The organism is Leptospira adleri (genome assembly GCF_002811985.1).
GTDB lineage: Bacteria > Spirochaetota > Leptospiria > Leptospirales > Leptospiraceae > Leptospira > Leptospira adleri.
Genome location: NZ_NPDU01000067.1, coordinates 1 through 24,209, shown reverse-complemented (window position 1 = coordinate 24,209; position 24,209 = coordinate 1). Strand labels below are relative to the sequence as shown.

Here is a 24,209-nt window from a genome sequence, read left to right as displayed (position 1 = left end):
TTTAATTGAATCGGCGAAACGTTGATCGTTAACTTACAATCGGGATCGATGCCGGACACTTTTCTAAGAATCGAAATTTCACTGATCGCGTTCTTCATGACCCATTCTCCGATCGTAAGAATCAGTCCGGAAGTTTCCGCGATCGGTATAAAAATTTCGGGACTGATGTTTCCGTTTACCGAATGGACCCATCTTGTGAGCGTTTCCACAAATTCGATTTTTTTAGATCCGGCATTCAGGATCGGCTGATACTTGAGTACCAGTTCGTCGTTGAAGATCGAATTCTTTAAAGAGGAATAAAGTTGAATTGCCTTTTGTCTTTCTATTTCTTCCTCGTGTTCTCCGAGAATATAATGACTGAAAGGATATTTTACCGCTTTCTTTAGAGATTCCGTAAGTTTGGATCTGATTTTTTTGAACGATTCTTTTTGATCTTTCATCAGATAAGCGCCGATCGAAATTTTAAAGAACAATTCGGTTTCATGATAAGAGATCGGGTAATCCATGATGGAAATGATGTGCTTTGATAGAACCGAGGGATTGAATTTTTCGCTTTCGACGGGTATCATAACTAAAATTTTATTTTGAGAATATCGTATGATCCTAGTTTTACCGCTCGTGAGCGTGAAAATTTCCGTGGACACGTCCATGAACACGTGTTCGAAAGATTCGTTTCCGGGTTCCGGCAATCCTTTTGCGGAGATGAATTGAACTTCGATTAAGAAAAAAGCAAAACGCGATTTTCCAAAGAATGATCTCAATTCCGCTCTGTGTGCGTTGATTCTTTGTTTGTTCGCGATCATTTTAACTTGGGAATTCGGTATCGCCGGTATCTTTGTGAGTTCAAACGTTATCTCTTCTTTGTTCCGATAAACAAGCGCGTAAAGATGATAGGTATTTTCGTTTTCCGTTACGATCTCCATAAAGAGTTCGAATGTTTTCGAGTTGTTTTGATTCTGTTTTGAGAATTGAGCTATCGATGCTACAAGATTCGAGAGTTTAGATTTTAGATCGGGCGATTCTAAGAGTTCCATTTTGATGATCGGATCAAATTCGATACATTCTCCCTGAAAGCTGCATCTGATTTTTCCGGATGGGTTCGTCGTCGATTCTCTTTCGCTTTTTAAAAAATTCATTCCTTGGCACCCAGTGTGTTATACCACACTTTTGCGCAGATTGATCCTTGTTCTATAATTTACATCCACTAAACTTTATTTGTCCTTTTATGGAATTGGCTAATGATAATTTAAAAACTTTTGCATTGTGATTTTTTAAGTCGACATCTTGCTCGCGACATCGAGACGGACTCATCGATCAGAAATTTATTTCTAACGGTATGTAAAAGTTCTGTTTTTATAGAAAGTTGGTTTTTGATAAGCGAATTCGTTTAAGAAACCTGTCCCAAAACTGGGACAGGACCTTGCGGCTTGATCTTTCCGACAAAATCAAATGAGGTTTTGGGACGCACTGTAAATGAATTCGAATCGAACCGGAAGTCTCTTTGGGTTTTTAGCGATAAATCTGACGATATGTCGGAAAAAACGAAATTCTCATCCGCCTTGTGTTACGATTTGATTAAGAATCCGATGAAAGAAAACGCCGTGACAAAGGCGAAGCCTTAGGTCACGGCTTGAAACGGAGATGGGGAAGTATCGGGATGATACGATTTACGGACCGCTCACACAGCGCACATAGACGTTCGCAGAGTTGCTTTTTGGAAATTCTATGATTCCTCCCATTCTAAAATCGGCGACGTAGGCCATCGCTCGATATTTGACGTTTCTCGGGATACGATAGGCGTTATCGTTATCTGAAGTCGTGATATAGGCCAAAGGATCGTTATCAGTTGCCGTGTTCGGGCTGGTCCCGGTAGAAATTCCGGAGGTCGACGTCCAGTAATAGCTTCCCACCGTGTTCGGGAACACCGCGCGGTTGATCACCGGCAAATCTGTCTTTCCGTAATCCAAAAGACCGGAAAGTTCTTTGACATTCGGCACGCGCCAAGTTCGTCCGGCCAAGGATAACGTATTACAATAATTTAATGCAGTCGCCCAATCCGAAGTGGTCGCGGCGGGCGTGCTGCAAACCGTCACACCTTGACCCATGGAACATTTTTGCCAAATCAGTCCTCCTCCGGCCGAAATGGTTCCGTCCAGATTATCCGAAAAGGGCCCCCCGTAAGGATGTAAGGGAAACAAGGATCCGAATAAGATACAAATTCCAAAGAGAGAGAAGTGAAAGAAAGAATGTTTTTGTTTTGCTTGCATGTTGACCTCCTGATCAATCGGCGATACAAAGAGAAGTGAAATTATAAGTAGGCCAATTCCAAGAAGCCGACTTAACTTTGTTGTTCGGTTGTGTGATTCCGCCAAAGATCGAAACGGACCAAGCGCCCCAGGACTGTAAGGAAGAAATTGCGGAATAATTGATCGGGCCGTTGGACAACGGATCGATCGCCGGACTTAGAGAGGTTCGGTTGGCGGCGCTGATCGTGATCGCGTTTGTGCTCGTCCAGTATCTCTGATAGTTATCCCTAAGAGCCCCGGGGAAGTAAGTCTCCGGAATGGTTTCGTTTCCGTTGGTCCCGTTGTATTCAAGAATTGTGTAATATTCCGCTAAAGTGGGAACTCTCCAATTCTTCTTGCCCGCGTAACCCGCGCCGGAATTTCTTAAATTCAATTTGGAGCAATCCTCTACGGATCGATTGAAAGTCTTATAAGGATTTCCAGCGTCTGCGACACAACCGGTTCCATCCCACATCTGATTCATCGCACACTGTTTCACACAAGTCGTCCCGTTCCATTCGTAATCGTATAAGCAAGTTTTCCAGTATCGAAGATTTTTGGTATCTACCGTCACGAAATCGCTCGGATATCCGCTTAAGAATCCGGGTAAAAGCAGGCCGGAAGGTAAGAAGTTTAGATCTCCGTCTTGACCGGTTCCGGCGCAAGCAACGGTCGCGCCTAACGTATCGGTGCAAGTCGTTTGCTTCGTATCCGAAGCCAATAAATTTCGAACGTCGTTGATCGTTCCGTAATTGAGCGAAATGTTTCCCGAAACGACCGAGACGGTCGGACTCGAAGCCACCGCATTTCCTGCGACGTCTTTAAAAGAAGCGCTGGTATAGAGCAGATAAAATTTATGCCACTCGGGAAGGTTGCTCTGAATATCTAAAGTATAAGTCCTTTTATCGGCGCTCCAAGTTCCGATTGCCCCGGGCCATTTGATTTCCGGATCTCCCGTCGTTGTTTGATCTCGATGCTGAGGATTGGGAGTGGAAGAAGTGTCCATATCTTCGTTGAACGTCAGGCTGAAGGAACGTTGTGTGACGCTTAACGCGTAGGCGGTTGTACTCGGAGCGAGGGCCGGAGAAGTCGAGATAATCTGCGGAGATACGTCGTCCCTAACCAACGAAGTGGAGCTGCTTCCCTGATTGGAGCCGGCCGTGGTAAGACAGATGCGAATCGTATTTGTGCCCGCGCTCATGTCCGTACCGGAAATTCCGTAAGTGACGTTGGTATTTGCGCTCGCGGCTCCGCTCGTTAAAGAGGTTCCGTCAGTACAATTCGTTCCGCCTACACGAATCGAATAATTTCCAGCGATGTCCGATTTCCATTGGAGAGACGAGCTATCGCTTCCCTTGATAATATTTTTACTCAACGAAACGATTGTGACGGTGGGATTTCCGAAGGCGACGACGTATGACGCCGTGTTTGCCGAGCCTACGTTACCCGCTTTGTCGACGGCGACAGCGCTGAAATTGGTGGTGGTATTGTTCGAAAGTGCGATCGAAGATGAAAAAAGCGAGCTTCCGGCTGCTGCGCTCCCTCCATTGGAAATTCCCGCGGCGCTTCCGTCCGATCGATAAGCGATTTGATTGCAACCGGAGTTTCCGGTGTCCGAACAAGATATCGAAACGTTCGGAGCCAAAGAGCCGTATGTTCCCGCCGAAGGAGTAAAACTTACGGTCGGAGCGGTATCGTCCCTTGTGACGGTTAACGTGTAAGAATCCCAGAGCGTGGAAGCGGTCGCATCGAAAAGACATAGCCGGATCGAGTTGTTTCCGACGTTCAAAGGAGTTACGCCTGAGATTGCGTGTATTCGAGAGGTATTGGAAGTGGACGCAGAGATCGAACCGGAACTATCCAAGTTTCCGTCCGAACAGTTTGTGGAACCGTATCTAACTTCGTAAGAGGCGGCCATCGAGCTGCTCCATTGAACGTCGACATACTCGATCGCACCGGTCTGGCCGCTGACATAAATCGGATTCGAAGAAGAATACGTAATGTTTCCCTGAAGCGGAGAAACGGAAGGATCCGGAATCGGAATCACGTTAGGAGCAACCGCAGAGGAAGCGGAGCTGATCCCGGACGGAAAAAAGAAAAAAGGAGAATTCTTATTTCCTTTGTCCGTAAGACAGTTTGAAAAATGGAAAAGAAGAATCGATGGAACAAGCGCAAATTTCCAAAAAGATCGAATTCTAACGTTCAATGGTAGATATGGTTTTTTCATGACTACCGCCTCCAACAACAAAGATATGTTTTGAAGATAACAGTTTTAAAAAGGAATCTCTCTTAATTCTATAAAACGCCCGTCGTACGCGGAAAGATTTAAGCAAAAAAATGAGAAAGAAGAATTTTCCTTCGCCGTTAAGAACGGGCTTCAAAGCATTTAGGAATGGATCTTTCTGAATTGGGAAGGAGTCATTCCGACTTCCTTTTTAAATACGGTGTTGAAGACTGAAAGAGAGTTGAACCCGCTGTCAAAAGCGATCTTGATCACAGAACTTTCCTTTTCGGAAAGAAGCAGAACCTTCGCTTCCTCTATTCTAAATTGATTGACGTAAGTGAAGAAACTTTTGTTTAGATTGTTGTTCAAAAGTTCCGAAAGCTGGTGAGATTTTATGTTCAACTTTTCTGCGAGCCGATTCAGCGTGATTCCAACTTCGAGATAGACCTTGTCCTGGAGCATCAGAGTTTCCAGACGGTTTACGAGATCGTCGGAGTCCACGTTTTGAAGTGTGCTCTTTTGGTAGCTCATCTTTTGAAACGTTTCCGAAACTATGTTGAACGTGATCGGATAGACCTGACTGATCACGAACGCGTAGAGAACGGTAAACGTAAGAATGCTTAAACACAGAAAATATAACGGAATGAAAATTTCGTAGAGAGAAAATAAGAACCGGAAGTTGTTCAATAACGTGATGATAACTCCTGTTAGCCCTATGCTTAAAATCGAAATGATATGTTTCGACCAAGGATATTCGGAAATGTTTTCCTTGAAGAGTTCTACGAACTTCGCTAGAATTACCGAGAAATAAACGATGGTTATTATCGTCGCGGCCCGGTAGATTAGGTCGTATCTGGATTCAAATTTTTCGTTCAAATCGTTCAACGGCCGATTCTCCGAAATTATAAAGATTGTATCGATCGTATAACCGATCAAAAACAGAACCGTGGGGATGTAGTGCGGAAGTAGAATCCTGAGATTGACCTTTTCGTTCAGGAGCAAAAGATTAAAGTAGATAAAAAGGGAAGGCCCGATCAAAAAGATGAAAAAGTTTTCAAAGGAAAAAAAATGGGAATAGGAAAATCCGAAACCGTTTAACAAAACCAGGCCCTTGATCAAAATAATTCCCATCGAAAAGAAAATTAAAAATAGAATGAAGTTCTTAAGCGTTCTTCCTTTTAGAATCTGAATCAAGGCGAAAAAGAAAGAAAAGATACCACCGAAACCGACATATTGATTGAAAATAAAACCTATAATCTCGTTCATCGGATCTTAACGGATATTGTATCATCGAAGATGAAGTTTTCGACTCAAAAAAAGAAACCTTTCCGCTTTAAACTTCGAATTCTTATCCATCCATGGCCGACGCAATCGAAAATTTTAAGATTGAACGCGGCGCGGTGATTCTCTCCGCAGATAGTAGACGCTGACGAACGGAGAATAGGTCCTTCCCGGAAAGAGACGAACGAAAAACTTCTTCTTTGCAAAAGCGGATCATACCGCGGTTGAACCTTCGAGCAGAGGTTCAATCAGATAGGACGGTAGCTCGATCTTGTTCCCCGAAAGAACGTTTTCCCTGTAACAAGTGGGCGTCATTCTTACTAGATTCATAAACGCTCTTTGAAACGTCGAGAGAGAGTTGAAACCCACGGCCATTCCGATCGAGATGATGGATCTTGATGATTCTTCTTCGAGAAGTTTCATGGCTTCCTTTACTCGGAAGATGTTGACTAACGTATTGAAGTTCGTCTGAAGATGCCGGTTGAGAAACGCGGAAAGCTGATGTGTGGTCAGGCCCAGCTCCTCCGCGACGGAAGGAAGTCTAAGATCCTCGTCCAAAAAGATTCTTTCATTGTGGAGCAGATGATGGAGATTCCTTTTTATTTTCTCAGTATCCATATTGTTGAGATAATAATTTCCGCCCGTATCCAAAGGAATCGATTTGCTGGGAATCTGTAAGACCGTTTGTTTTTTAGATTCTTCTTTTTTGAAAGGGAAACGAATGAAAGTGTTGAACAAAAAAATCGGGGAAACGATGTAAACGATCCCTCCTATTTTCATTGCGGGTTGTTGAAAGTTTCCGGGCGTCAGCTGTTTCATCTTTTCTACGAGCATGAGCGTGATCAGAAAGTAGATAAGCCGAAGACCTTTTTTAACGTAAAAGCTCTTTATAAAAAACTGAACGTAGATACAATAAAATATAAGAATCAAGATGGAAACTTCGCTTACGGATACGAAAAGATTGGGAAGAGTATGGTTTTCAGAATGGTTCCAGAAGATCACGATCACCGCGCTTGCGAAAAAGGAAATCAACCCGATATTGGATATCTCTTTTGCAAAGGACGCTCGGCCTTTATCAACGACTCGTTCCTTATCTTTCGGATCGAAGGATTCTTTACAAATCGTGTAGATGATGATCGAGCCGGAGATCATAAAGAAAGAATATAGAAAGTCGCCTAGGATGCGGAGAGTTTTATCCGAGATATAATCCTGGGTGGAGAATAAGATTAAGTTGAACCCGATAAAAATCAGAATCAACGCCTGTTTACGATGGAACGGTCTTCTCCTTTTAAAAAAATAGATCAGACCAAATGCGATGTATTGGATCGAACAGGCAAAATAAAAATCGTAAGACATGAACCAACCTACTGGAAATCGTTTTTGTTTGATCGAATTTTAGCTTACTTCGAACGGTCAAACCAATGAATTTATAAACTCGAAAGTGATTTTGCCGAAATTCTTTAAAAATAAGTGGATTTCTTTAAACGTGAGTAAAAGCTCAAGGGATCGATTGCAAAGATCGGTCTATGGAAAAACGGAAATCTTATCGTCTTTTTCTTCGGGCTTCTGACGGCAAGGAACGACTCGATTCTATCGACGAGAATTTTTCAGAGACGGACTCGTGCGGAAAAAAATGGAAATAAATTTCCATGAATGAGATATAAATTCTATAATGAGGGTAATCGGTGGCTCGATACGGTAAACAATCCCACGAATCGCAAAAGAAACTTCTGAAAGCGTTTCAGGATTTTTGCGCCAAAGCATCTTCTGATTTCCCCGCTTCGAAGACGGCAAAAGAGGAAGAATCGATCGGAAAACGTCTTCGATCGATCCGCTGGACGGATGAAACTCCTTCTTCGGGAATCGTACCTGAAGGATCGCTTTGTCTGATTCTCGGCGGAAAATTAGAAGAAAGACTTTTGAACACCGAAGAACGCAGTCTGGTCCTTCGGGACTTGTTTCCCGGCGATTATTTTCTTTTTCGACCCGATAAGGTGATCTATTCGGGTATATCAGAAATTCTTTATATTGTTCCCGAAGATTTGATAAGAATCGAGTCCAAGTTCTTACGCTGGAAAAAATGGATCGCCGATCTCAATCGGGAAAATCATCTCTTTCACGTTTCCAAACTAAGGCCTTCCAAAAAGGAACTTTTGGATTTTTTATCCTCTGTCGAATTATTGTTTCATCTTGATAAAGCGACATTGTCCGATTTGGAATCCAGGATGGAATGGCTCGTGATACCCGGAGGGGAAATTCTTCTCAAACAAGGGGACGTCGGCGATTCCATGTTTATTCTCGTTTCAGGAAGACTTTCTTGGACCGTTCGTTCCGAAAACGGAGAGGTCCTTGCGGAAGGAGAACTGGGCAAAGGGGATATCATCGGCGAGATGGCTCTCCTGAGCGGAGACAAACGATCCGCTACCGTGATCTCTTTGAGAACGAGTCAAGTTGTAAGAATTTCAAGGGAGGACTTTCGTAAAAGTTTTGCGAATTCTCCGGACGCCCTTTTTCAGATTACGGGAACGATCGCGCACCGTCTCGCTTCCGAACGTCACAAAACGTTTCAAAAGGCCAACTCGGTTCGAACCGTTGCCGTGTTTCCTCTCGCGGCCGACAAGGATTCTTCCGATCAATTTTATCGTTCTTTGCAAAACGGACTCAAGTCATTCGGCAAAACCCTTCTCGTAGATCCGAGGACGTTTCCTAAATCCGGAATCAAAAATTCTTCGAGAATAAGAAACAATCCACGGACGTATCGAATTTCGGATTTGGTTCATTGGTTTATCGACCTCGAAAAACATTATGAAAAACTAATATTCAAAACGGATCTGAATCATCCCGGTTGGAGGGAAACTTGTTTTCGTCAGTCGGACAGGATTCTTATCCTAATCGATCCGGATCGAAGTCCGAGTCTTGATTTTGAGAGCGCTCGAGGTTTGTTGCCTCGAGAGATTCAGAAAGAGATCGTGTTCTTGATCGATTCTAAATTCGAAAATTGGAAAAAAATAGAATCGATCCTCCGGAATTTTTCAGAAATTTCACATTGTATCATACGAAGAGACGTGCCGGCGGACTTCGGAAGGCTTTCTAGAAAACTTACCGGCAACAGCATCGGAGTCGCTCTCGCAGGAGGCGGCGCGAAGGGATTCGCTCACCTCGGACTTCTCAAATGTTTCGAAGAGAACGATATTCCGGTGGACATGATATCCGGTACGAGCGCGGGTGCGATCATGGGCGGACTCTTTGCGATGGGACTCGATTCTTCGGAGATTCTTCCTCTCATTCGGAACTTTTGGTTGGACCGAAACATCCTGGGAGACTTCACGTTTCCTTTTGTTTCTCTCGTTCGAGGGAAACGTTATTCGAGCGCGATTCACGAATTTTTTAAGGAAAGAAATATAGAAACTCTTCCGATTCCGTTCTATGCGATCGCATGCAATCTTACTAAAGCGGAAAGGAAAGTTTTTGACAAAGGATTGTTATGGAAGGCTGTTCGATCGAGCACTTCCATTCCTGGAATCTTCCCGCCTTTTTCCGAGGACGGCGAACTTTTTGTGGACGGAGGTCTGCTCGACAATCTTCCCGGATCGATCTTGAAGGAGAAGGGGGCGGGGATTTTGATCTCGGTGGATCTTGGAGGCGGAGGTCAGATCGATAAGGATTTGGCTTATCAGAATTTTCTCGGTCCTCAGTATTTAGGCGAAGCTCCTCCTTTTTTAAAAATTCTTTTTCATCATCTTTCAAGACAGAGTTTAAAAAGCAAATATCCGGGGTTAGCCGAAATTATGATGCGTTCTCTGATGCTTTCGAGTAAGAATACGCTCAATCGGACAAGAGACAAATCGGATCTTTACATAGAACTTCCGGTCGGCCGCTATTCTACTTTTGATTGGGATCAATTTCAGAAGTTATACGATATCGGATACGAAGCCGGAAAGGAAAAGGTTCATCTCTGGAAGAGCGAAATTAGGAAAAAACTATATTCGTAAATTAAGTTTTTTAATTGAAATCCGTCTCCGATCGAAGTTAGAATTGTCCTTCTTTGGAAGCCGACATGCAGCCGCCCCGCATCAAATCTCTGGAAGAATTTACAAAGGAAATCTCTTCTTTTGACGAAGGGATTTCCATTCTCGAAGATCGGTCCACCGAAAGAATTATGTTCTCCCGCGGATGCGTGAGTTTTTGGGGATTGAAGGAAAACGAAAACGTTCCCCAGAATTTCTCCTCGTTTTTGTTTTCTTTGCACGAAAAAATTAGAAATTTTTCCGAATTCACGGACCGCGTTCTCGTTCAAAATATTCTAGAATCGGAATATTTTGAAACTCTAATATGGGAGAATTTAATTCTCCGTCTTTTCTGGAAATACGTCTTCAGAGAAGGACAATCCCGTTACCGGCTCTACACGTTCGAGGTTTTGGCCCGGGAAGGCGAGATAGAAGAGCTCGAAAAGGACAAAGGTGTCGAAAGTATTTTTTATAAACTTCCGCAACCCGCGTTTTTGTTCGATCCTTCCACTCTGAAGATCCTTTCCGTAAACGACGCCGCGATTTTTCTCTACGGATATTCTAGAGAAGAATTCGGCGCCTTAAATCTGCTCGACATTCGTCCGGAAGAGGACCGCGCGGAACTGGAGGTTGTGATAAAGGGTTTCGCCAAAGAGAGCGGAATTCAATCCAGAGGAATTTGGAGGCATTGTAGAAAGGATAATAAGATCCTCTATATGAAGATCTCCGCGAATCGGATTTCTTACGGAGATTCGGTAGCGGTTTTGGCGATTCTTTCAAACGTATCCGACGTCGTGGAAACCAACTACGCACTGAAACAAAACCGCGACGAAAAACAATCGATCATCGAAAGTATGTCCGATCGTTATTTTTCCCTTTCGAAAGAATGGAGATTCATTTCCGCTAACAAAAACTCTTTCGTCACGTTAGGAAAAACCAGGGAAGAGCTGATCGGTAAACATATCTGGGACCTTTATCCGGAAGAGGGAGCCCGTTTTTTTCGCGAGAAATACGAACTGGCAGCTTATTCAAGAAAGCCCGTATTTTTCGAATTCAAAAACGAACTTACGGGAAACGTAATGGAGTTCAGGGTCTTTCCGTTCGAGGAAGGTGTCTCCGTTTTTTTCCGCGATATCACCGAGTTGCGAAGAAGGGAAACCGAACAGACCATTCTCAAAGAGATTTCCATGAGAATCCCGAAGGCGTCCACGGTAAAAGAATCTTTTGAAATTCTTTTCGAAGTCATCTGCAGAGAAACATCCTGGAAGTTCGCGCAAGCCTGGAGATTTCAAAACGGAGAATTGAGCTTGGAAGAGAACTCTTCCTGGCATTCTTCCGATGCCACTTTTTTGGGATATAGAATTCTTTCCTTTGATTCCAAATTCAAGCCGGGGGAAGGTCTGATCGGAAAGGTATTTTCCACCGATAAGATCTTTTTTTCCGAGGATATTCAAAAAGAAGAAGATTTTAAACGGACCAAACAGGCGATTCAGTCAGGAGTTCGATCCTGGATCGCAATCCCTCTCAAGACCGGGCACGAAAGTTACGTCATAGAATTCTGCGCTCATATTAAAATCGATTCAGGAGATTCTTATATTCAAATGTTTGAATTGATTTCCGATCAGATCGAGGTTTTGTTTCGAAATAAGGAAGCGGAAGAGGAGAAGGATCAGTTTTTCAAACTTTCCGGAGATATGTTTCAGATTTCGGCTCTCGACGGAAAAGTGATCGAACGAAATCAGGCTTGGACGGATATTCTTGGTTATACTATCGACGAACTTTCCGATATGGATTTGTCCGAGATCATTTATCCGGACGATCGCGAGAGGATGCTCAAAATAAGAGAGGAGTTTAGAAAAGACAAACAAAACATTTCGGAAATTCTTTGCTATGTCGCGAAAGACGGCCAGGTTAAAAGTATTCTTTGGAAAGTTACGTTTTCAAAAGAACATCGTCTCGTATATACCACCGGCAAGGACGTCACCGATATGCGAAAGACGCAGATTCAATTGGAGTCGCTCGCCGCCGAGCTGAAACGTTCGAACGCGGATCTCGAAGACTTCGCTTTTATCGCGTCGCACGATCTTCAAGAACCTCTCCGAAAAATTATGGCCTTCGGCGATCGTTTGTTGAAAAAAAATGCGAACCTGGATTCCGAGTCCTTGGATTATCTTCAGAGGATGGCTTCTTCCGCGCACAGACTTTCCAATCTGATTGAAGGCCTTCTTTCCTATTCCAGAATCAAAGCGCGTGCGAAACCGTTTCTGTATTCGGATCTGACGAAGATCCTCAGGGAAACGATCGGAGATCTTGAAATTTATATCAAAGAAAAAAACGCGAAGGTGATCGACGCCGTTGTCGGCTTTGCTTGGTGCGATCCGGCTCAGATCGGAATGGTCTTTCAAAACTTGATCAAGAACGGATTGAAGTTCAATAAGAGTAAAATTCCAGAAGTGATCGTTCAATGTGTTCCGCATCCGACGGAACGCAAATGGATTCGAATTTCCTTTTTTGACAACGGAATCGGTTTTGACAAAAAACACGAAGAGAAGATCTTTACGCTCTTTCAGAGACTTCACGCACGCGAAGAATTCGAAGGAAACGGAATCGGACTCGCGGTTTGTAAGAAGATCATCGAACTTCACGGAGGAAGAATTCACGCTCAGAGTAAACTCGGAGAAGGTTCCACTTTTTACGTGGATCTTCCGGGCGTTCTGAATACGGAATACGTCGTATGAAATCGGAAACAAAAAAACAAAGTTCCATTCACATTCTTGTCGCGGAAGACGATCCGGACGATCGACTTCTGATGACGGAAGGATTTCGCGAAAACAATCTGATCAATCCTTTACACTTCGTGAAGGACGGAGAGGAGCTTTTTGATTTTTTAAGGAATCAAGGAGAATATTCTGATATTCGAAAGTATCCGCGTCCCGGATTCATTCTTCTCGATCTCAATATGCCGAAGATGGACGGGAGAGAAGTTTTAAAAACGATCAAATCGATTCCGGAATTCAAAAAAATTCCGGTGATCGTTCTGACGACTTCCAGAGAGGAAGAGGATATGTTGCAGACATACGATCTGGGAGCGAATTCGTTCATTCGAAAGCCCGTCGACTTCGGCGCTTTTATGGAAACGATCCGTGCGCTCGGCGAATACTGGTTGGAAATCGTGGAGCTTCCCAATGTCTGATCGGATTCCGGACGAGATTCCTATCTTTCTCGTGGAAGACGACGAAGAAGACGCGATTCTATTCAAGGAATATTTAAACGACATTCCGTTTCCGAAATACGTCGTCACACGTTATAAGGACGGTACGAGCGCGCTCGAGGCTCTGAGATCCAGAAGTCCCGTAAAGAATGAAATTTACGTGCTTGATCATTTTTTGGGATCTCAAACTGGAATCGCGTTGTTAAGCGACATCCGATCCCGAGTGGGTTCGGCCCCCGCGATTTTAATTTCGGGCCTTTCCAAAGAAGAGATAGAAACCGCGGCGAAGGAATCCGGGTTTGCGGGTTTTTTGGAGAAAAAAAATCTTTCCGCTAGTTCTCTTTCAAAAGAATTTTTAAGGATACAGTTCGAAAGTCTGAATGAAACTTCTTCTACTTTCAAAAAAAATTCGGAAGAAGAAGTCCGTGTTCTGAGGATGGATACCATCGCCCAATTCGGCGGCGGGATCGCACACGATTTTAATAATATTCTCAATATCATAATCGCCAATCTGGATCTATTGGAACTGCAGTGCAAGGAGCAACCCGATTTTCTCAATCGGATACGATCCGCGCAAAACGCCGTGATGAGGGCGGCGGACGTAAATAAGAAACTTCTTAACTTCTCAAGAAAACAATCCTTACATCAGGAACTTGCGGATCCGAACGAACTGATTTACGATTTTCTAAAAAATCATCCCGACTTTTTTCCGAACAACATTCGAGTCACGTTCGATCCGTCGAACTTCGGAGATCGTTGTCTCATCGATTGTTCCGAGTTTACGAATAGCCTCGCTCAGCTTTTACAAAATTCGATCGAAGCAACGGAAACCAAGGATGGAGAAATTTTATTGGAAACGATACGAGTCGTTTCGGATTTTCAAAACGGAATTCCGGGATTGGAAGAAGGAAATTATTTTTTGTTAAAGATCACCGATACCGGAGTCGGAATCCAAGAGGAAAATCTGGAAAAAATCTTCGAACCCTTTTACACCACCAAACCGAAAGGAAAGAGTTCCGGACTCGGGCTTTCGATGGTTTACGGTTTTGTAAAGAGGAACAAGGGACAAATTTTTCTTGAGTCCAATCTCGGAGTCGGAACCGAATTCTATCTCTACTTTCCGATCTTGGAATTAAAATCGGATTCCGCTTTGAACGAACAAGACTTGAAAGTCAGAGCCGAGGAAATTTATTATTTTTGCAAGGAAGGACCGTTCTCGGATTGGATTTTTTATTTTCTCAGAAGTCTGGGTTATGCGGTTCACAGGATGAGCGATCTGAAAGATGCGGATTTGCCGCTGGCTTTCTTGGATAAAAAATCGTTTTTGGTTTCCGAAACTTGGAGAGAACGTTTTTCGGAATGGAAGGAGTTTGCCATAAAAGCGAAGAGAACCAATTCTAAGATAGAAATTTATTATTTTTCGGCGATCGAAACTTCGGAGGTCATCGAAAATTCTTTTGTAAACCGCTGGCCGATCTCTCGAAAATCTCTTGAGAATCATTTCGCCAAATTGTAAATTAGACATTCATGAATCAATCCGTTCAACCCAATCTACTGATTCTCGACGACGAGGAAGAAATCGCAGGAATCTTAGGGGATCTGGCAAAACAATGCGGCTTTGAAGTGACGATAACGCACGAGGCCGGTCATTTCTTTGAGAAGTTGAGCGACGGAACTCAATATATTATTTTGGATCTGATGATTCCCGGTGTGGACGGTGTGGACGTTTTACGGATGCTCTCCGGAAAAAAAATAACAGCGTCCGTAATTCTTATCAGCGGAGCCGATCGGAGGGTTCTGCAAAGCGCCGAGGCGCTCGCGATTCAGTACGGATTAAAAATTTCCGGAGTTTTGGAAAAGCCGATCCGTATTCAAGAATATCAAAGAGTTCTAACGGGATTGATTTCGGATAAGAAGAACGACACTTCTCATCTTACTTCCGCAGGCAAAAGAGCGATCTCCGAACCTTCTTCCGCAATCTCCGCCGAAGAGATCGAGGAAGCGATTCGAGAAGAACAGTTTATTCTTTTTTATCAACCGAAGATCAACTTTAAGACGGGAAAAATTTCCGGTTTCGAATCCTTGGTGCGATGGTATCATCCCGTAAGAGGTTTGATTTTTCCTGATTCTTTTATTCCCACTTTGGAATCTTATCCGAGTCTTATGGATGCGATGACGGAGAAGTTGATTCTTCAAGCGTTGGGTCAGTGTTCGATTTGGAATCGGGATTTTCCGGGAATCGCCGTCGCCGTAAACATTTCTCCCGTGAGTTTGAATAAGTTAATTTTGCCGGAGACGATTTCAAAGATGATCGAAAGTTTCGGACTGAAGAACAATCAGCTCATCGTGGAAGTGACGGAAACTCAACTCTTGGAAAACATCACATCCACTCTCGATATTCTTACAAGAATTCGAATCCGGGGAATCGGCCTTTCGGTGGATGATTTTGGAATCGGCTATTCTTCTTTGAAACAGATTCATCGTTATCCGTTTACCGAATTGAAGATCGATCGTTCTTTTGTGAGCGTCGCTCCTTACGATAAGGAGGCCCTTTTTATTTGTCAGGCGGCGATCGATCTCGGACATAAACTCGGAATGACGGTGGTCGCGGAAGGTATCGAAACCGCCGATGTTGGAGAGTTGATGAGGAAGGAAGGTTGCGACAAAGGACAAGGTTACTTTTACAGCAAACCTATGCCTCCGGACGCGGCTCTTCAATATCTCGCGTCGTTCAAATCTTAATTCTTTTTCTGGTTTACTGCGGAAGGTAGAATCGGATTCTTCCGGAAGTATGAAAAATCTTCTTCAGGATCCGGACTTTCCAATTTTGATCCGCGCCTATCGAGCCTCTCTCATTCAAAGATATTCTCCATCCAACTTAGAACGTTATTCCGATCTCGTAAAAATTCCCAGACCGGTCATCGATACTTTACTCCAGTATTTTCTCCAACTTCTCTATCCGGAATACGAAGGAAGGGTGTTGCTCGACGGAGCTTTTCATTCTCTTGCCGGTTTTGTTCATAGTCCGTCCAAGGTTTTCGGATTGATCGGTTCCTTGGGCGCCGCCGCTTTTAGTCTTGGAAGACATCTCGGCGCGGCGTTTAAGACGGGTTTTGCCGCCTTGAATTCGTATCTTACGGCGAGACATTTTGAATCCTTAATGTTCGAATTTACCAAAAAAGAATTAAGAAAGGGAAACGATCCGGAGGATCCGGTCGTTTTTGATAGAATCATTGCGCAGGTTCCGAAGAAGGAAGCGGATCAATTTCGAGACGATATCGTAAAATTATTTTCGACGCTCTCCAACAAAGAACTTTTACAAAAGATCGTAACTATGATGAAGGCGATCGTTTCCAAGATGGAACACAAAACGAAGACGTACACAAAGGAAGAGGTGGAAGGAATTCGTCTCGGTTTATCGATTTTAGAAAAAGGGGAGGAACTTTTTTCGAGCCTTTCCGACGAAGAAATGAAGATGATCTTAAAGGCCATCGAAAGAATTGAAACCGACTTTTTCGAAGACGCACTTCGAAAAAACGGTAAGTTCGATACGACAAAGCGAGTGTGACTTTCTTTTCCGTTTTTATAATTTTACGAAAATGCCTTGCGAGGGAAGAAGGAAGCGGTTAGAATATAGCCCTTCCAGGGAGCAGGGGCTATGAAAAAAATTATGGATTGGACGGTAAGAATCATCGCGGTCGCCATTTTGATTCCCGCTTTTTATTTTAAACTTTCGGGAGCGGATCGATCGATTGCCACTTTTTCGGCGCTGGATGCAGAACCTTTCGGCCGTTATGCGGTCGGGTTTGCGGAATTAGCGGTCGTTTTGTTATTCCTCATTCCGCAGACGAGTTGGTTGGGAGCGATGATAGGCTCCGTAATCATGATCGGCGCGATCGGTTCCCATATTTCGGTGTTAGGTTTTCAAGGCGGGGCGGGTGTTTCCTTTGTTTTGGCTCTGATCGTTCTCGCTTGTAGTCTTACCGAAATTTACGCAAGTAAGGATCGCAATCCGATCTTCACAAAAATTTTCGCAGGCCAAGATTGACTTTTTGAAATGGAAAGTGTGAGTTCCTACTTTTTCAATCGCACGAGTGAAATCGGCTTTTACATCGAGCTTTGTGATTTTTGAGGAGTTCCTCAAAACTTTGTCGGAGAAAGTTTGTCTGAAAGGTTTGAACCTTGTTCTACCAAGATTGACTTTTTGAAATGGAAAAGTGTGAGTTCCTACTTTTTCAATCGCACGAGTGAAATCGGCTTTTATATCGAGCTTTGTGATTTTTGAGGAGTTCCTCAAAACTTTGTCGGAGAAAGTTTGTCTGAAACGTTTGAACCTTGTTCTACCAAGATTGACTTTTTGAAATGGAAAAGTGTGAGTTCCTACTTTTCTTTCCACGCGGTAGGGATCGAGGCGGGGTCAAGTGGTTTCACTTGACCGGAGCTGAGAGCCCGGTCCTGCAAGATCGAAGAATCGATTTTCTACAGTAAAACTTCAGGAACCGCCCCGGAGCTGATTGCGCAGATTGTAACTTGGTTTAATATAGGAATGTTTAGTAAGAATTTGAAACGCAGCGGTTGAAAGTTTTGTTCAATTTGAAATTTGCCTGATGGGGCGACTCGAACCGATCAGAGAGTTGCCTCCGGTGGATTTTGAAAAAGTAAACTGAGAATTGAAATTTGCCGATGGTCGGACTCGAACCGACACAGAGTTGCCTCCGGTGGATTTTGAATCCACTGCGTCTACCAGTTTCACCACATCGGCGGTTTGATTGCAAAGAAAGATCAGTCGTCTACTTCGATGTATTTGCCTTTTCCGCGAGCTACAATCTTTCCGATCTCGTTCTCAATTTCCGCTCTGTTTTCAATCACTTTCTTGTTCTTCTTCACAAACCATCCTCGAAGATGGAGTGGCTGATTGACAAAGGCCGGTTGTAGAAAACGAATCGTGAGTTCGCCAGTGGTTGTTTTGAAATTCATGGCTTCGTTAATTTTGACCATGATTTCGTCTAAGATCGTAGATATAATTCCTGGGTGGATTACATCAGGCTGACCTTGAAACTTTTCCGGACAAGTGAAGTCACCGTAAGCGGATTGCGTATCTTCGTCGAAGGTGATTTTCAATTGAAGTCCGTCCGGATTGTCTGGACTGGATCCAAAACTTAAGTTTGCCCGAACCGAAGCTTTCATAAGTCAGAAATATACTATACATCCATGGCGTCAATTACAAAAAGAAGATCGAACGGGTTCAAGAACGATACCCCGTTTTGTCGATTTTAAGAACAGTAGCTTCTCCCAATGACGACACTCCTCTTATTTATGTTAGGTCTCCTCTCCGCGGGGGCAGGTGCGTACACTCTCTTTCGAGACAAACCTCCTTCCAAAGAAGGAGATTCCGGTTCCGGAAAATCTTCTCCCGGTTCGGGAGGACCCGGCGGTGAGACTAACGTTCGCGGAGATAGGGGAAAGGAGATTCCTGTTTCTCCTCCTGGAGTTCCGACTCCTCCATCGGGGGGACTTCCTCAAACTTCAGGAGCCGGAGCTTTACCTTCTTCCGGAACGCCTCAGCAAAGTTCTGGCGGCGGAGTTCCGTCTCCTTCCGGAACCGGGCTGGGATCGGAAGCCGCGAAGAAGCACAAAGAAGAATTCCCCGGTCTTCGCAAAAAGCCTAAATTAGATCTAAAGAATAAAGTCGACGATATCATTCGCAACAATTCTAAATTTGCGAACCACCGCCGGCCCCTCATCAATGCGGAAGCTCTGGTTGATAAGGAAAGTTACAACGGCGCATTAGAAATTTATAAAAGAACCAAGGGCCGCGTTCCGGACGAGACGATCCAGGGAAAGATTCAGGAAAATATCGATCAAATCGAAAATCACCTGGAAAGCGACGAGGAAGAAGTCTATCGCCCTGAAAACTACGACGGTCCTCCGATTCCTCTTGGGGATCTGGTACGCGCGATCAAGGACATCAGCGAATCGTTAGGCGATACGATTTCCAAGGGTTTTGGGAATCCGATTTCTCTTCCTCTTTCTCCCTTGGATCCAGGCGCGATCCCCGGTCCTCCGACCCTTCCCGGAAATTTTACTCCCGGCCCGGTTTCTTATCATATTTTCAGCCCAGGTCCGCCGCTCCCACCAGGGAGCGTTTCCCCTCCCGTCGCCGGTGCTCCCGGATCCGGCGGAGCTCCGACCAGCTTTCTTCCTTCATTTCCGGGAGGAGGGTCTCCCGGCGGCGGTGGCCCATCTGGTGGAGGATCCGCTGGAGAAGGAAGTCCGGGTTTTCCAGGCGCAGGTTCAGGCGAAGTCGGAACCCCAGGAGGGGGATCTGGAGGTTGGGCCCCTTCCAATTTGGGATCACCCGGCGGAGGGTCGGGAGGATTTCCGGGAGGCGGGGGATCTTCTCCGGCAGGAAGGGGAGGTTCCGAGGAAGGGTTGTCCGGCTCCGGAGAACATCTGGATCCGAACGCGATGGATCTTCCGGAGGACACTTTCTTTTCGGAAGAATGGGAAAAGTTCAAGGACCTCCCTCTCGTAGACCGCAGGACCGGAGAAAGTCGGAGGTCCGGAGGAGACCGCAGAGGACAGGATCCGAATCGTAAGGATCGTAGGGACGGAGACGATCGAAGAAAAGAAGATCTCTTCAAGCTCAGAGACGAATATCTCAAACAAAAAGAAGAACAGAAAAAAAGAGAAAGAGAAGAAGCTCCGCAACAGGAAAGGGCTCCCGAGCCTATGGATTATGATTGGCCGGAGGCTCCGGCTCGGGACGATCTTCCTCCATTCTTAGCTCCCGTCGTTCCAAAGATAGAACTCGTTCCGATCCGACTTCCCGATCCGACGGATAAAACCGTTCGTCCGGAGGAAGAAGCGAAAGCGCCGGTCCCTTCACCGCTGGGGGAATTAAAATTCGATTCTCTTCCTTCTCCCTCCGAGCCTCTTGAAAAAGAAGTCAAACCATTAGAACTTCCTAAAATAGGACTTCCCGATCCGGAATATCAAAAGACCGCGGAGTCCACCCCTGAGATTCCGCATCTCGCACCGGCTTCTCCTCCGGGAGCGGAAGAACCGCCCGAGATAGAAGTCCTCGAAGGAGGACTTCAGCCTTTCGACGAACAGGAAGAGGAAGGCGGGGGAGAATCCGACGGGCCTAAGGAAGAAGAACCTCGGATGATCCACGGGATTCTGGAACTCAAACCTCCGGAAGTCGACGACGCCCCGTTCTTAACTCTTACATACGATTTCGGAAAGATTCCCCACGCGTTTAAACTTTCAAAGAATTATAGTATTATGGAATACTCATACTATAAATACAAACCGATGCTTGTGAAAGCGCAGGAGTTCGCGAGAAGAAAGATGTTGAAAAACGCACTCAATTACTACCGGGTTATCAAATCGCAGAACATTCCTCCCGAACTTAGAAAGATGATCAATCGAAACATCAAAGACATCACCGAGTTTATGGAAAAATATCTTATGGCAAAAGGCGGTTGAATTCTTCCTTTATTAATTCGTTTTTTCCACCGCCGGTTTTTCGGAACTCTCCAAAGAAAAATAACGATGAATGTTGAAACCTATCGTCCATTCTTTTTTATCGTAGTTGTAGTCGGCGCCTCTGAGTAGCTGGGTGTGAGCGATCGCTCGGCTGTTCGTCACAAAAAATTGAAACACGTGTCCGCCCGTTTCGAAGTCCACCCCGAAGCTGAGAGGAACCGAAGTGTATTCGACGGGTTTGGAAAGAAGAATATTGTTCACCGCCGCGTCGATCGTCTTCCCTTTCGCGATGAGATCGTTCACTTCGGAAGCGGAATACTCGATTCCGCCGATCTTTGTTTTTCTGTCTTCGGACGCGTAAGAATCGCCGACGTAATCCCTTTTCGAAGTTAGAATCGTTGCGAACGTAAAGTCGACCCTTTTGAAAAGATGAAGTCGGAACGAAATATCCAGACCGGTCCTATCGTTGGACAAGTGATCCTTGACGTAGTTTCTGTGAACGAACATCGGAGAGAGTTGGATCGAAAGGACGTCGTTGAAACGTTTCGAGATCAAAAAAGAAGCGAGAGTGCTCTGGCGATCCTTGTAGCTCAGTTCGTAAGTATTCAATTGTTTTTCTAAATTCGAATCAAGAGTCGGAATCCCCGTGGTCGGGCGAAGATAAGGGCCGAAGAATTGACTTTGTTCCGAAGTTTCTTGTCCGAACACTCCGAAAAAACTGACCGTTGCGGGAAAACTCGAATCTTGAGTCAAAAGACGGATCTTCGACCTTGCTTCGTATGTTTTTTGAAACGAGGTTCTCGCGAATCCTACGGTAATCCGATCCGTAACTCCGTAATCCAGAGAAAGTTGCGTGTTGGCTCCGTTGTCCAAACCTATAAAATCGTAAGAAGTGGATTTTGCGTTTCCAAAACGGTGATTGAAACGGAAGTCCAGTCCGTTTTTGCCGACGTCTTCCGTACTCGGCATGTGGATCAGGCTGCTCCCTAAAAATGCGGACTTTCTTTGTTCCTCCGAAAATGAAGGAGGAACAAAAGTAAGAAAAAGAAAGGAGACGATAAAAAGAAAAACGGTGCGATTCATTCTTTGTTCTGCCATAGGATGTTGGTTTCGATTCTTATTTTTTCATTGAGTTTCAAAATTACTAATTTAGGAATTTCGATTTTAAAATCCGTAAGAAGAATTTCAAAATTGGACCGGATCAAAAAACCGTTTTCCCTTTCTTCGACGGTTCCCGAGATTTTGAAATTTTTCTTTGTAATTCCGTGTAAGCCGAACTCGCCTTCGATTTCGACTGCCTTGTTTTTAAGATCCCATTTTGTGATAATTCCCGCAAAGGAAGCGATCGGATGACTTTCCGTTTCGAGATAATTCTCGTGCATGTGATTGTTCATCATTCGATTTGGAACTTTCAAACCGTTTAGATCCACTCGAACGACGACTCTTTTCGTATCCAAGTTCGCGGAACCTTCCGCATTGGAAACCGTTCCTCGAATCGTTTCCTGAGGCGCTTCGCTTAGGAACTGAATGTTCGCTTCCTTCACGACAAGCTCTTTCGATTTTTTTTCCGCGAGAAGGCCGGTCGTTAGGATCGCGAAAGCGATCCCAAGTAGAAACGAAAGTTTTTTCGCTTGAGTGGAAATCAAGGATTCGCCCCTTTGAGAGTCCAGCAATAGACCGCTTTGTTGATCGAGTTGTTGTTGTAGATTCTCATCGATCCGGAATTGATTTTGATAAACAGAAGACTTCCTTTCGGATTTCCAACCGTGACTCTGTTTCTTACTCCGTTATAAGAAGTGATGTCGAAGCCCGCGTTTGTATTGGCTCCGCTATGACAAGTCGAGCAGGTCGCTGTCGTTCCGGCTTGACCGAGAGTGGAGAATGCGGGAGCCGGATCCGTACAATCCGCGTCCGTAACTTCTTTCAGAGGACTTCCCGAACCCAAGATAAAAGCGAGATTTTTTAAAGAATCTTCTTTATCCGAACTCTTTCCGTTTTCGCAATTCCAAAAGACGGAAGAAACAAAAAGTAAGAAGATACCGACTCGAACTTGATTGCGAATTTTTTTCATAAAATTCTCCTTTGATAACCTTGCGAAAGTTTCGCAAAGAGTTTTGATTTTCATTTCCAAATTTGTGCGGAAGGTTGTTCACAAAAAATCAAAATTAAAGAAACCGCCTTGATCGGAACCAACTCCCGATAATCCGGAAGTTAGCAGATCCAACGCGAAAAGATTCTTAGCTTTATTACAAATCTTGACTGCTTCATCGACTCAAATCAATGGACCGTCCTGTGAAATTTTTCGCATGCTTAGGCAAGTTGTTCTACGTTTCTCATTCGAAAGAAAACCGGCGAAAGGAATTCTTATCCATCCGTTTCGGATCGGTCTACTTAAAAAAGAATCTTTCGTTGAATCGGTTCGTATTTTTGGATTCGATTCCCGGTAGACGTGTTGTTTGTAAAACAAAAGATGGGAAGAAACCGCATAAGGTTCGGTATGAAAACGATGCAACCCTTGGATTCTTATCTGGCTTCTACGTATTATTTCGATCATCATTCTCCTTCCGTTCTTAAATTTATAGAAGAATCTACGACATCGGATAACTCTCCCTTGGATAAACTCAGAGAGTTTTATTTAGGCGTGAGGGATAGGATTCGATACAATCCTTATGTGGTAACCGATTCGAGGGAATCATACCGCGCGAGCGAGATCGCCGAAAGCAAACAAAACTATTGCATTCCCAAATCGCTTCTTTTCGCTGCGGGCGCCCGGGCTCTGGGATTTCCGTCTAAGATCGGTTTTGCGGACGTCGTCAATCATCTCGCGAGCGAACGTCTGATTCAGGTTTTGGGAACCACGACGTTTGCCTATCACGGATATGCAGAAATTCTAATAAACGGAAATTGGATCAAGGCGACCCCGGTTTTTGATAAGGATCTTTGCAGAAAATTCGGAGTGGAACCTCTTGATTTCGACGGAAGCAAGGACAACGTATTTCATTCCTTCGACGGAAAGGGAAAAAAGTTTATGGAGTATATAAACCAGAGAGGCGTCTTTGAAGACTTTCCGTTTGAATTTGTGATCCAAGGTTTGAAGGATTTTTATCCGGACGTGTTCGGCAAACGTCTGCAAGGCGATCTCAGAAACGAAAAGCCCCTGTCGTAGTTCGATTTTTAAATCCGTTGGTTCTGATTTTTTTTCGCTTCTTTTCCGTTTTATCGATATGTGAGTTTTGCGTCTTTTGGGCGTCTCGCTTGAGTCGATTTTTTTTTCCGTTAGTTTTGTTCGCCTTGTTTGAGCTATTTCCGCTTCCGATCATTTCGGTTTAACGTTTTCCGGGAATCCTTTATCCTCGTTTCGAAAGTTCGGAGCAATTCAGTTTATAAACTCGAACTAGCTCGAATGAAAAGCTCGGTGAAAACACTTGACTCACCCCTTGAGTTATATTAAGATTATCCCCCTCTTATGAAAACAATTTATATACGTGTGCAGAGGTTGGGAATTCGGAAAAAATTAACGCTTCTCTTCGGATCGGTTCTGATTCCGATTGCGATCTTAGTCGGACTCGCATTGCACAACACAAAGGACCGAATCGAAGACATAGAAACGATCTATGAAGATCGTGTGATTCCTCTCAAACAACTCAAAAAAATTTCCGATCTCTACGCGATCTATATCGTCGACTGCGTTCATAAAGTGAGGAGCGGCG

At 44.4% G+C, this 24,209-nt stretch carries 19 protein-coding genes and 1 tRNA gene; 10 read left to right on the top strand and 10 right to left on the bottom strand.

What is annotated here, in order from left to right:
* The 5 genes from CH376_RS19135 to CH376_RS19115 form a co-directional block, all read right to left on the bottom strand.
* Positions 1–1,136: bifunctional diguanylate cyclase/phosphodiesterase (locus CH376_RS19135; RefSeq protein WP_133124668.1), on the bottom strand; the 1,136-nt coding region annotated here is incomplete at its 3' end.
* A 531-nt stretch (positions 1,137–1,667) separates the two neighbouring features.
* A complete protein-coding gene (locus tag CH376_RS19130; protein ID WP_100786304.1) occupies positions 1,668–2,267 on the bottom strand; it encodes an Lcl C-terminal domain-containing protein in 600 nt (199 codons plus the stop codon).
* A gap of 13 nt (positions 2,268–2,280) precedes the next feature.
* A complete protein-coding gene (locus CH376_RS19125; RefSeq protein WP_100786303.1) occupies positions 2,281–4,512 on the bottom strand; it encodes an Lcl domain-containing protein in 2,232 nt (743 codons plus the stop codon).
* A gap of 159 nt (positions 4,513–4,671) precedes the next feature.
* Complete coding sequence (locus tag CH376_RS19120) at positions 4,672–5,775, bottom strand: AraC family transcriptional regulator (protein WP_100786302.1); 1,104 nt, start codon at positions 5,773–5,775, stop codon at positions 4,672–4,674.
* Positions 5,776–6,003: 228 nt separating this feature from the next.
* On the bottom strand, positions 6,004–7,146 hold the full coding sequence (locus CH376_RS19115) for a helix-turn-helix domain-containing protein (protein WP_100786301.1): 1,143 nt from the start codon (positions 7,144–7,146) through the stop codon (positions 6,004–6,006).
* 329 nt (positions 7,147–7,475) lie between these two features.
* Here CH376_RS19115 and CH376_RS19110 point away from each other — a divergent pair, with 329 nt between their 5' ends.
* The 7 genes from CH376_RS19110 (at position 7,476) to CH376_RS19080 (ending at position 17,056) form a co-directional block, all read left to right on the top strand.
* A complete protein-coding gene (locus CH376_RS19110) occupies positions 7,476–9,782 on the top strand; it encodes a patatin-like phospholipase family protein (RefSeq protein WP_100786300.1) in 2,307 nt (768 codons plus the stop codon).
* A gap of 65 nt (positions 9,783–9,847) precedes the next feature.
* Positions 9,848–12,535: a PAS domain S-box protein gene (locus CH376_RS19105; RefSeq protein ID WP_100786299.1), complete on the top strand. Its 2,688-nt coding sequence runs from the start codon at positions 9,848–9,850 to the stop codon at positions 12,533–12,535.
* Positions 12,532–12,990, top strand: coding sequence for a response regulator (locus CH376_RS19100; protein ID WP_100786298.1), 459 nt, complete (start codon positions 12,532–12,534; stop codon positions 12,988–12,990). Before CH376_RS19105 ends, CH376_RS19100 begins: the two co-directional genes overlap by 4 nt.
* Positions 12,983–14,524, top strand: coding sequence for a hybrid sensor histidine kinase/response regulator (locus CH376_RS19095; RefSeq protein ID WP_100786297.1), 1,542 nt, complete (start codon positions 12,983–12,985; stop codon positions 14,522–14,524). Before CH376_RS19100 ends, CH376_RS19095 begins: the two co-directional genes overlap by 8 nt.
* A gap of 11 nt (positions 14,525–14,535) precedes the next feature.
* Entirely contained in the window at positions 14,536–15,750 is a 1,215-nt protein-coding gene (locus CH376_RS19090) for an EAL domain-containing response regulator (protein WP_100786296.1), read from the top strand.
* Between the two features lie 49 nt (positions 15,751–15,799).
* Positions 15,800–16,576 (top strand): hypothetical protein, encoded by a 777-nt coding sequence (locus tag CH376_RS19085; protein ID WP_100786295.1) that lies wholly within the window; start codon positions 15,800–15,802, stop codon positions 16,574–16,576.
* 90 nt (positions 16,577–16,666) lie between these two features.
* The gene (locus CH376_RS19080) at positions 16,667–17,056 is read left to right on the top strand and encodes a DoxX-like family protein (protein WP_100786294.1); all 390 of its coding nucleotides are present in this window, start codon (positions 16,667–16,669) and stop codon (positions 17,054–17,056) included.
* Between the two features lie 630 nt (positions 17,057–17,686).
* Here the strand turns inward: CH376_RS19080 and CH376_RS19075 are convergent.
* Together CH376_RS19075 and CH376_RS19070 are read right to left on the bottom strand one after the other, a co-directional pair.
* A tRNA-Leu gene (locus tag CH376_RS19075) sits at positions 17,687–17,770 on the bottom strand.
* 20 nt (positions 17,771–17,790) lie between these two features.
* Positions 17,791–18,195, bottom strand: a complete 405-nt coding sequence (locus CH376_RS19070) for a PaaI family thioesterase (RefSeq protein WP_000648186.1) — start codon at positions 18,193–18,195, stop codon at positions 17,791–17,793.
* 129 nt (positions 18,196–18,324) lie between these two features.
* Between CH376_RS19070 and CH376_RS19065 the strand changes: the two genes are divergently transcribed.
* Positions 18,325–20,499, top strand: a complete 2,175-nt coding sequence (locus CH376_RS19065) for a hypothetical protein (RefSeq protein ID WP_100786333.1) — start codon at positions 18,325–18,327, stop codon at positions 20,497–20,499.
* A gap of 12 nt (positions 20,500–20,511) precedes the next feature.
* On the opposite strand, the gene CH376_RS19060 is transcribed toward CH376_RS19065, so the two are convergent.
* The 3 genes from CH376_RS19060 to CH376_RS19050 are packed head-to-tail and all read right to left on the bottom strand — an operon-like array spanning position 20,512 to position 22,570.
* Entirely contained in the window at positions 20,512–21,582 is a 1,071-nt protein-coding gene (locus CH376_RS19060; protein ID WP_100786332.1) for a DUF5777 family beta-barrel protein, read from the bottom strand.
* Entirely contained in the window at positions 21,579–22,145 is a 567-nt protein-coding gene (locus CH376_RS19055) for a YceI family protein (protein ID WP_243394757.1), read from the bottom strand. The genes CH376_RS19060 and CH376_RS19055 overlap by 4 nt, the downstream gene beginning before the upstream one ends.
* Positions 22,142–22,570 carry an LIC11213 family lipoprotein gene (locus CH376_RS19050; RefSeq protein ID WP_100786331.1) on the bottom strand — a complete coding sequence of 143 codons (429 nt, stop codon included), beginning with the start codon at positions 22,568–22,570 and terminating at the stop codon, positions 22,142–22,144. The genes CH376_RS19055 and CH376_RS19050 overlap by 4 nt, the downstream gene beginning before the upstream one ends.
* A gap of 426 nt (positions 22,571–22,996) precedes the next feature.
* Between CH376_RS19050 and CH376_RS19045 the strand changes: the two genes are divergently transcribed.
* Positions 22,997–23,665 carry a transglutaminase-like domain-containing protein gene (locus tag CH376_RS19045; RefSeq protein ID WP_243394756.1) on the top strand — a complete coding sequence of 223 codons (669 nt, stop codon included), beginning with the start codon at positions 22,997–22,999 and terminating at the stop codon, positions 23,663–23,665.
* A 300-nt stretch (positions 23,666–23,965) separates the two neighbouring features.
* Positions 23,966–24,209 (top strand): MCP four helix bundle domain-containing protein (locus CH376_RS19035; RefSeq protein WP_207769146.1); only part of this gene is annotated, 244 nt, incomplete at its 3' end.

Coding starts and splice junctions, on each gene's coding strand:
- CH376_RS19130 (WP_100786304.1), bottom strand. CDS start 2,267: ATGCAAGCAAAACAAAAACATTCTTTCTTTCACTTCTCTCTCTTTGGA.
- CH376_RS19125 (WP_100786303.1), bottom strand. CDS start 4,512: ATGAAAAAACCATATCTACCATTGAACGTTAGAATTCGATCTTTTTGG.
- CH376_RS19120 (WP_100786302.1), bottom strand. CDS start 5,775: ATGAACGAGATTATAGGTTTTATTTTCAATCAATATGTCGGTTTCGGT.
- CH376_RS19115 (WP_100786301.1), bottom strand. CDS start 7,146: ATGTCTTACGATTTTTATTTTGCCTGTTCGATCCAATACATCGCATTT.
- CH376_RS19105 (WP_100786299.1), top strand. CDS start 9,848: ATGCAGCCGCCCCGCATCAAATCTCTGGAAGAATTTACAAAGGAAATC.
- CH376_RS19100 (WP_100786298.1), top strand. CDS start 12,532: ATGAAATCGGAAACAAAAAAACAAAGTTCCATTCACATTCTTGTCGCG.
- CH376_RS19095 (WP_100786297.1), top strand. CDS start 12,983: ATGTCTGATCGGATTCCGGACGAGATTCCTATCTTTCTCGTGGAAGAC.
- CH376_RS19090 (WP_100786296.1), top strand. CDS start 14,536: ATGAATCAATCCGTTCAACCCAATCTACTGATTCTCGACGACGAGGAA.
- CH376_RS19085 (WP_100786295.1), top strand. CDS start 15,800: ATGAAAAATCTTCTTCAGGATCCGGACTTTCCAATTTTGATCCGCGCC.
- CH376_RS19080 (WP_100786294.1), top strand. CDS start 16,667: ATGAAAAAAATTATGGATTGGACGGTAAGAATCATCGCGGTCGCCATT.
- CH376_RS19070 (WP_000648186.1), bottom strand. CDS start 18,195: ATGAAAGCTTCGGTTCGGGCAAACTTAAGTTTTGGATCCAGTCCAGAC.
- CH376_RS19065 (WP_100786333.1), top strand. CDS start 18,325: ATGTTAGGTCTCCTCTCCGCGGGGGCAGGTGCGTACACTCTCTTTCGA.
- CH376_RS19060 (WP_100786332.1), bottom strand. CDS start 21,582: ATGAATCGCACCGTTTTTCTTTTTATCGTCTCCTTTCTTTTTCTTACT.
- CH376_RS19050 (WP_100786331.1), bottom strand. CDS start 22,570: ATGAAAAAAATTCGCAATCAAGTTCGAGTCGGTATCTTCTTACTTTTT.
- CH376_RS19045 (WP_243394756.1), top strand. CDS start 22,997: ATGAAAACGATGCAACCCTTGGATTCTTATCTGGCTTCTACGTATTAT.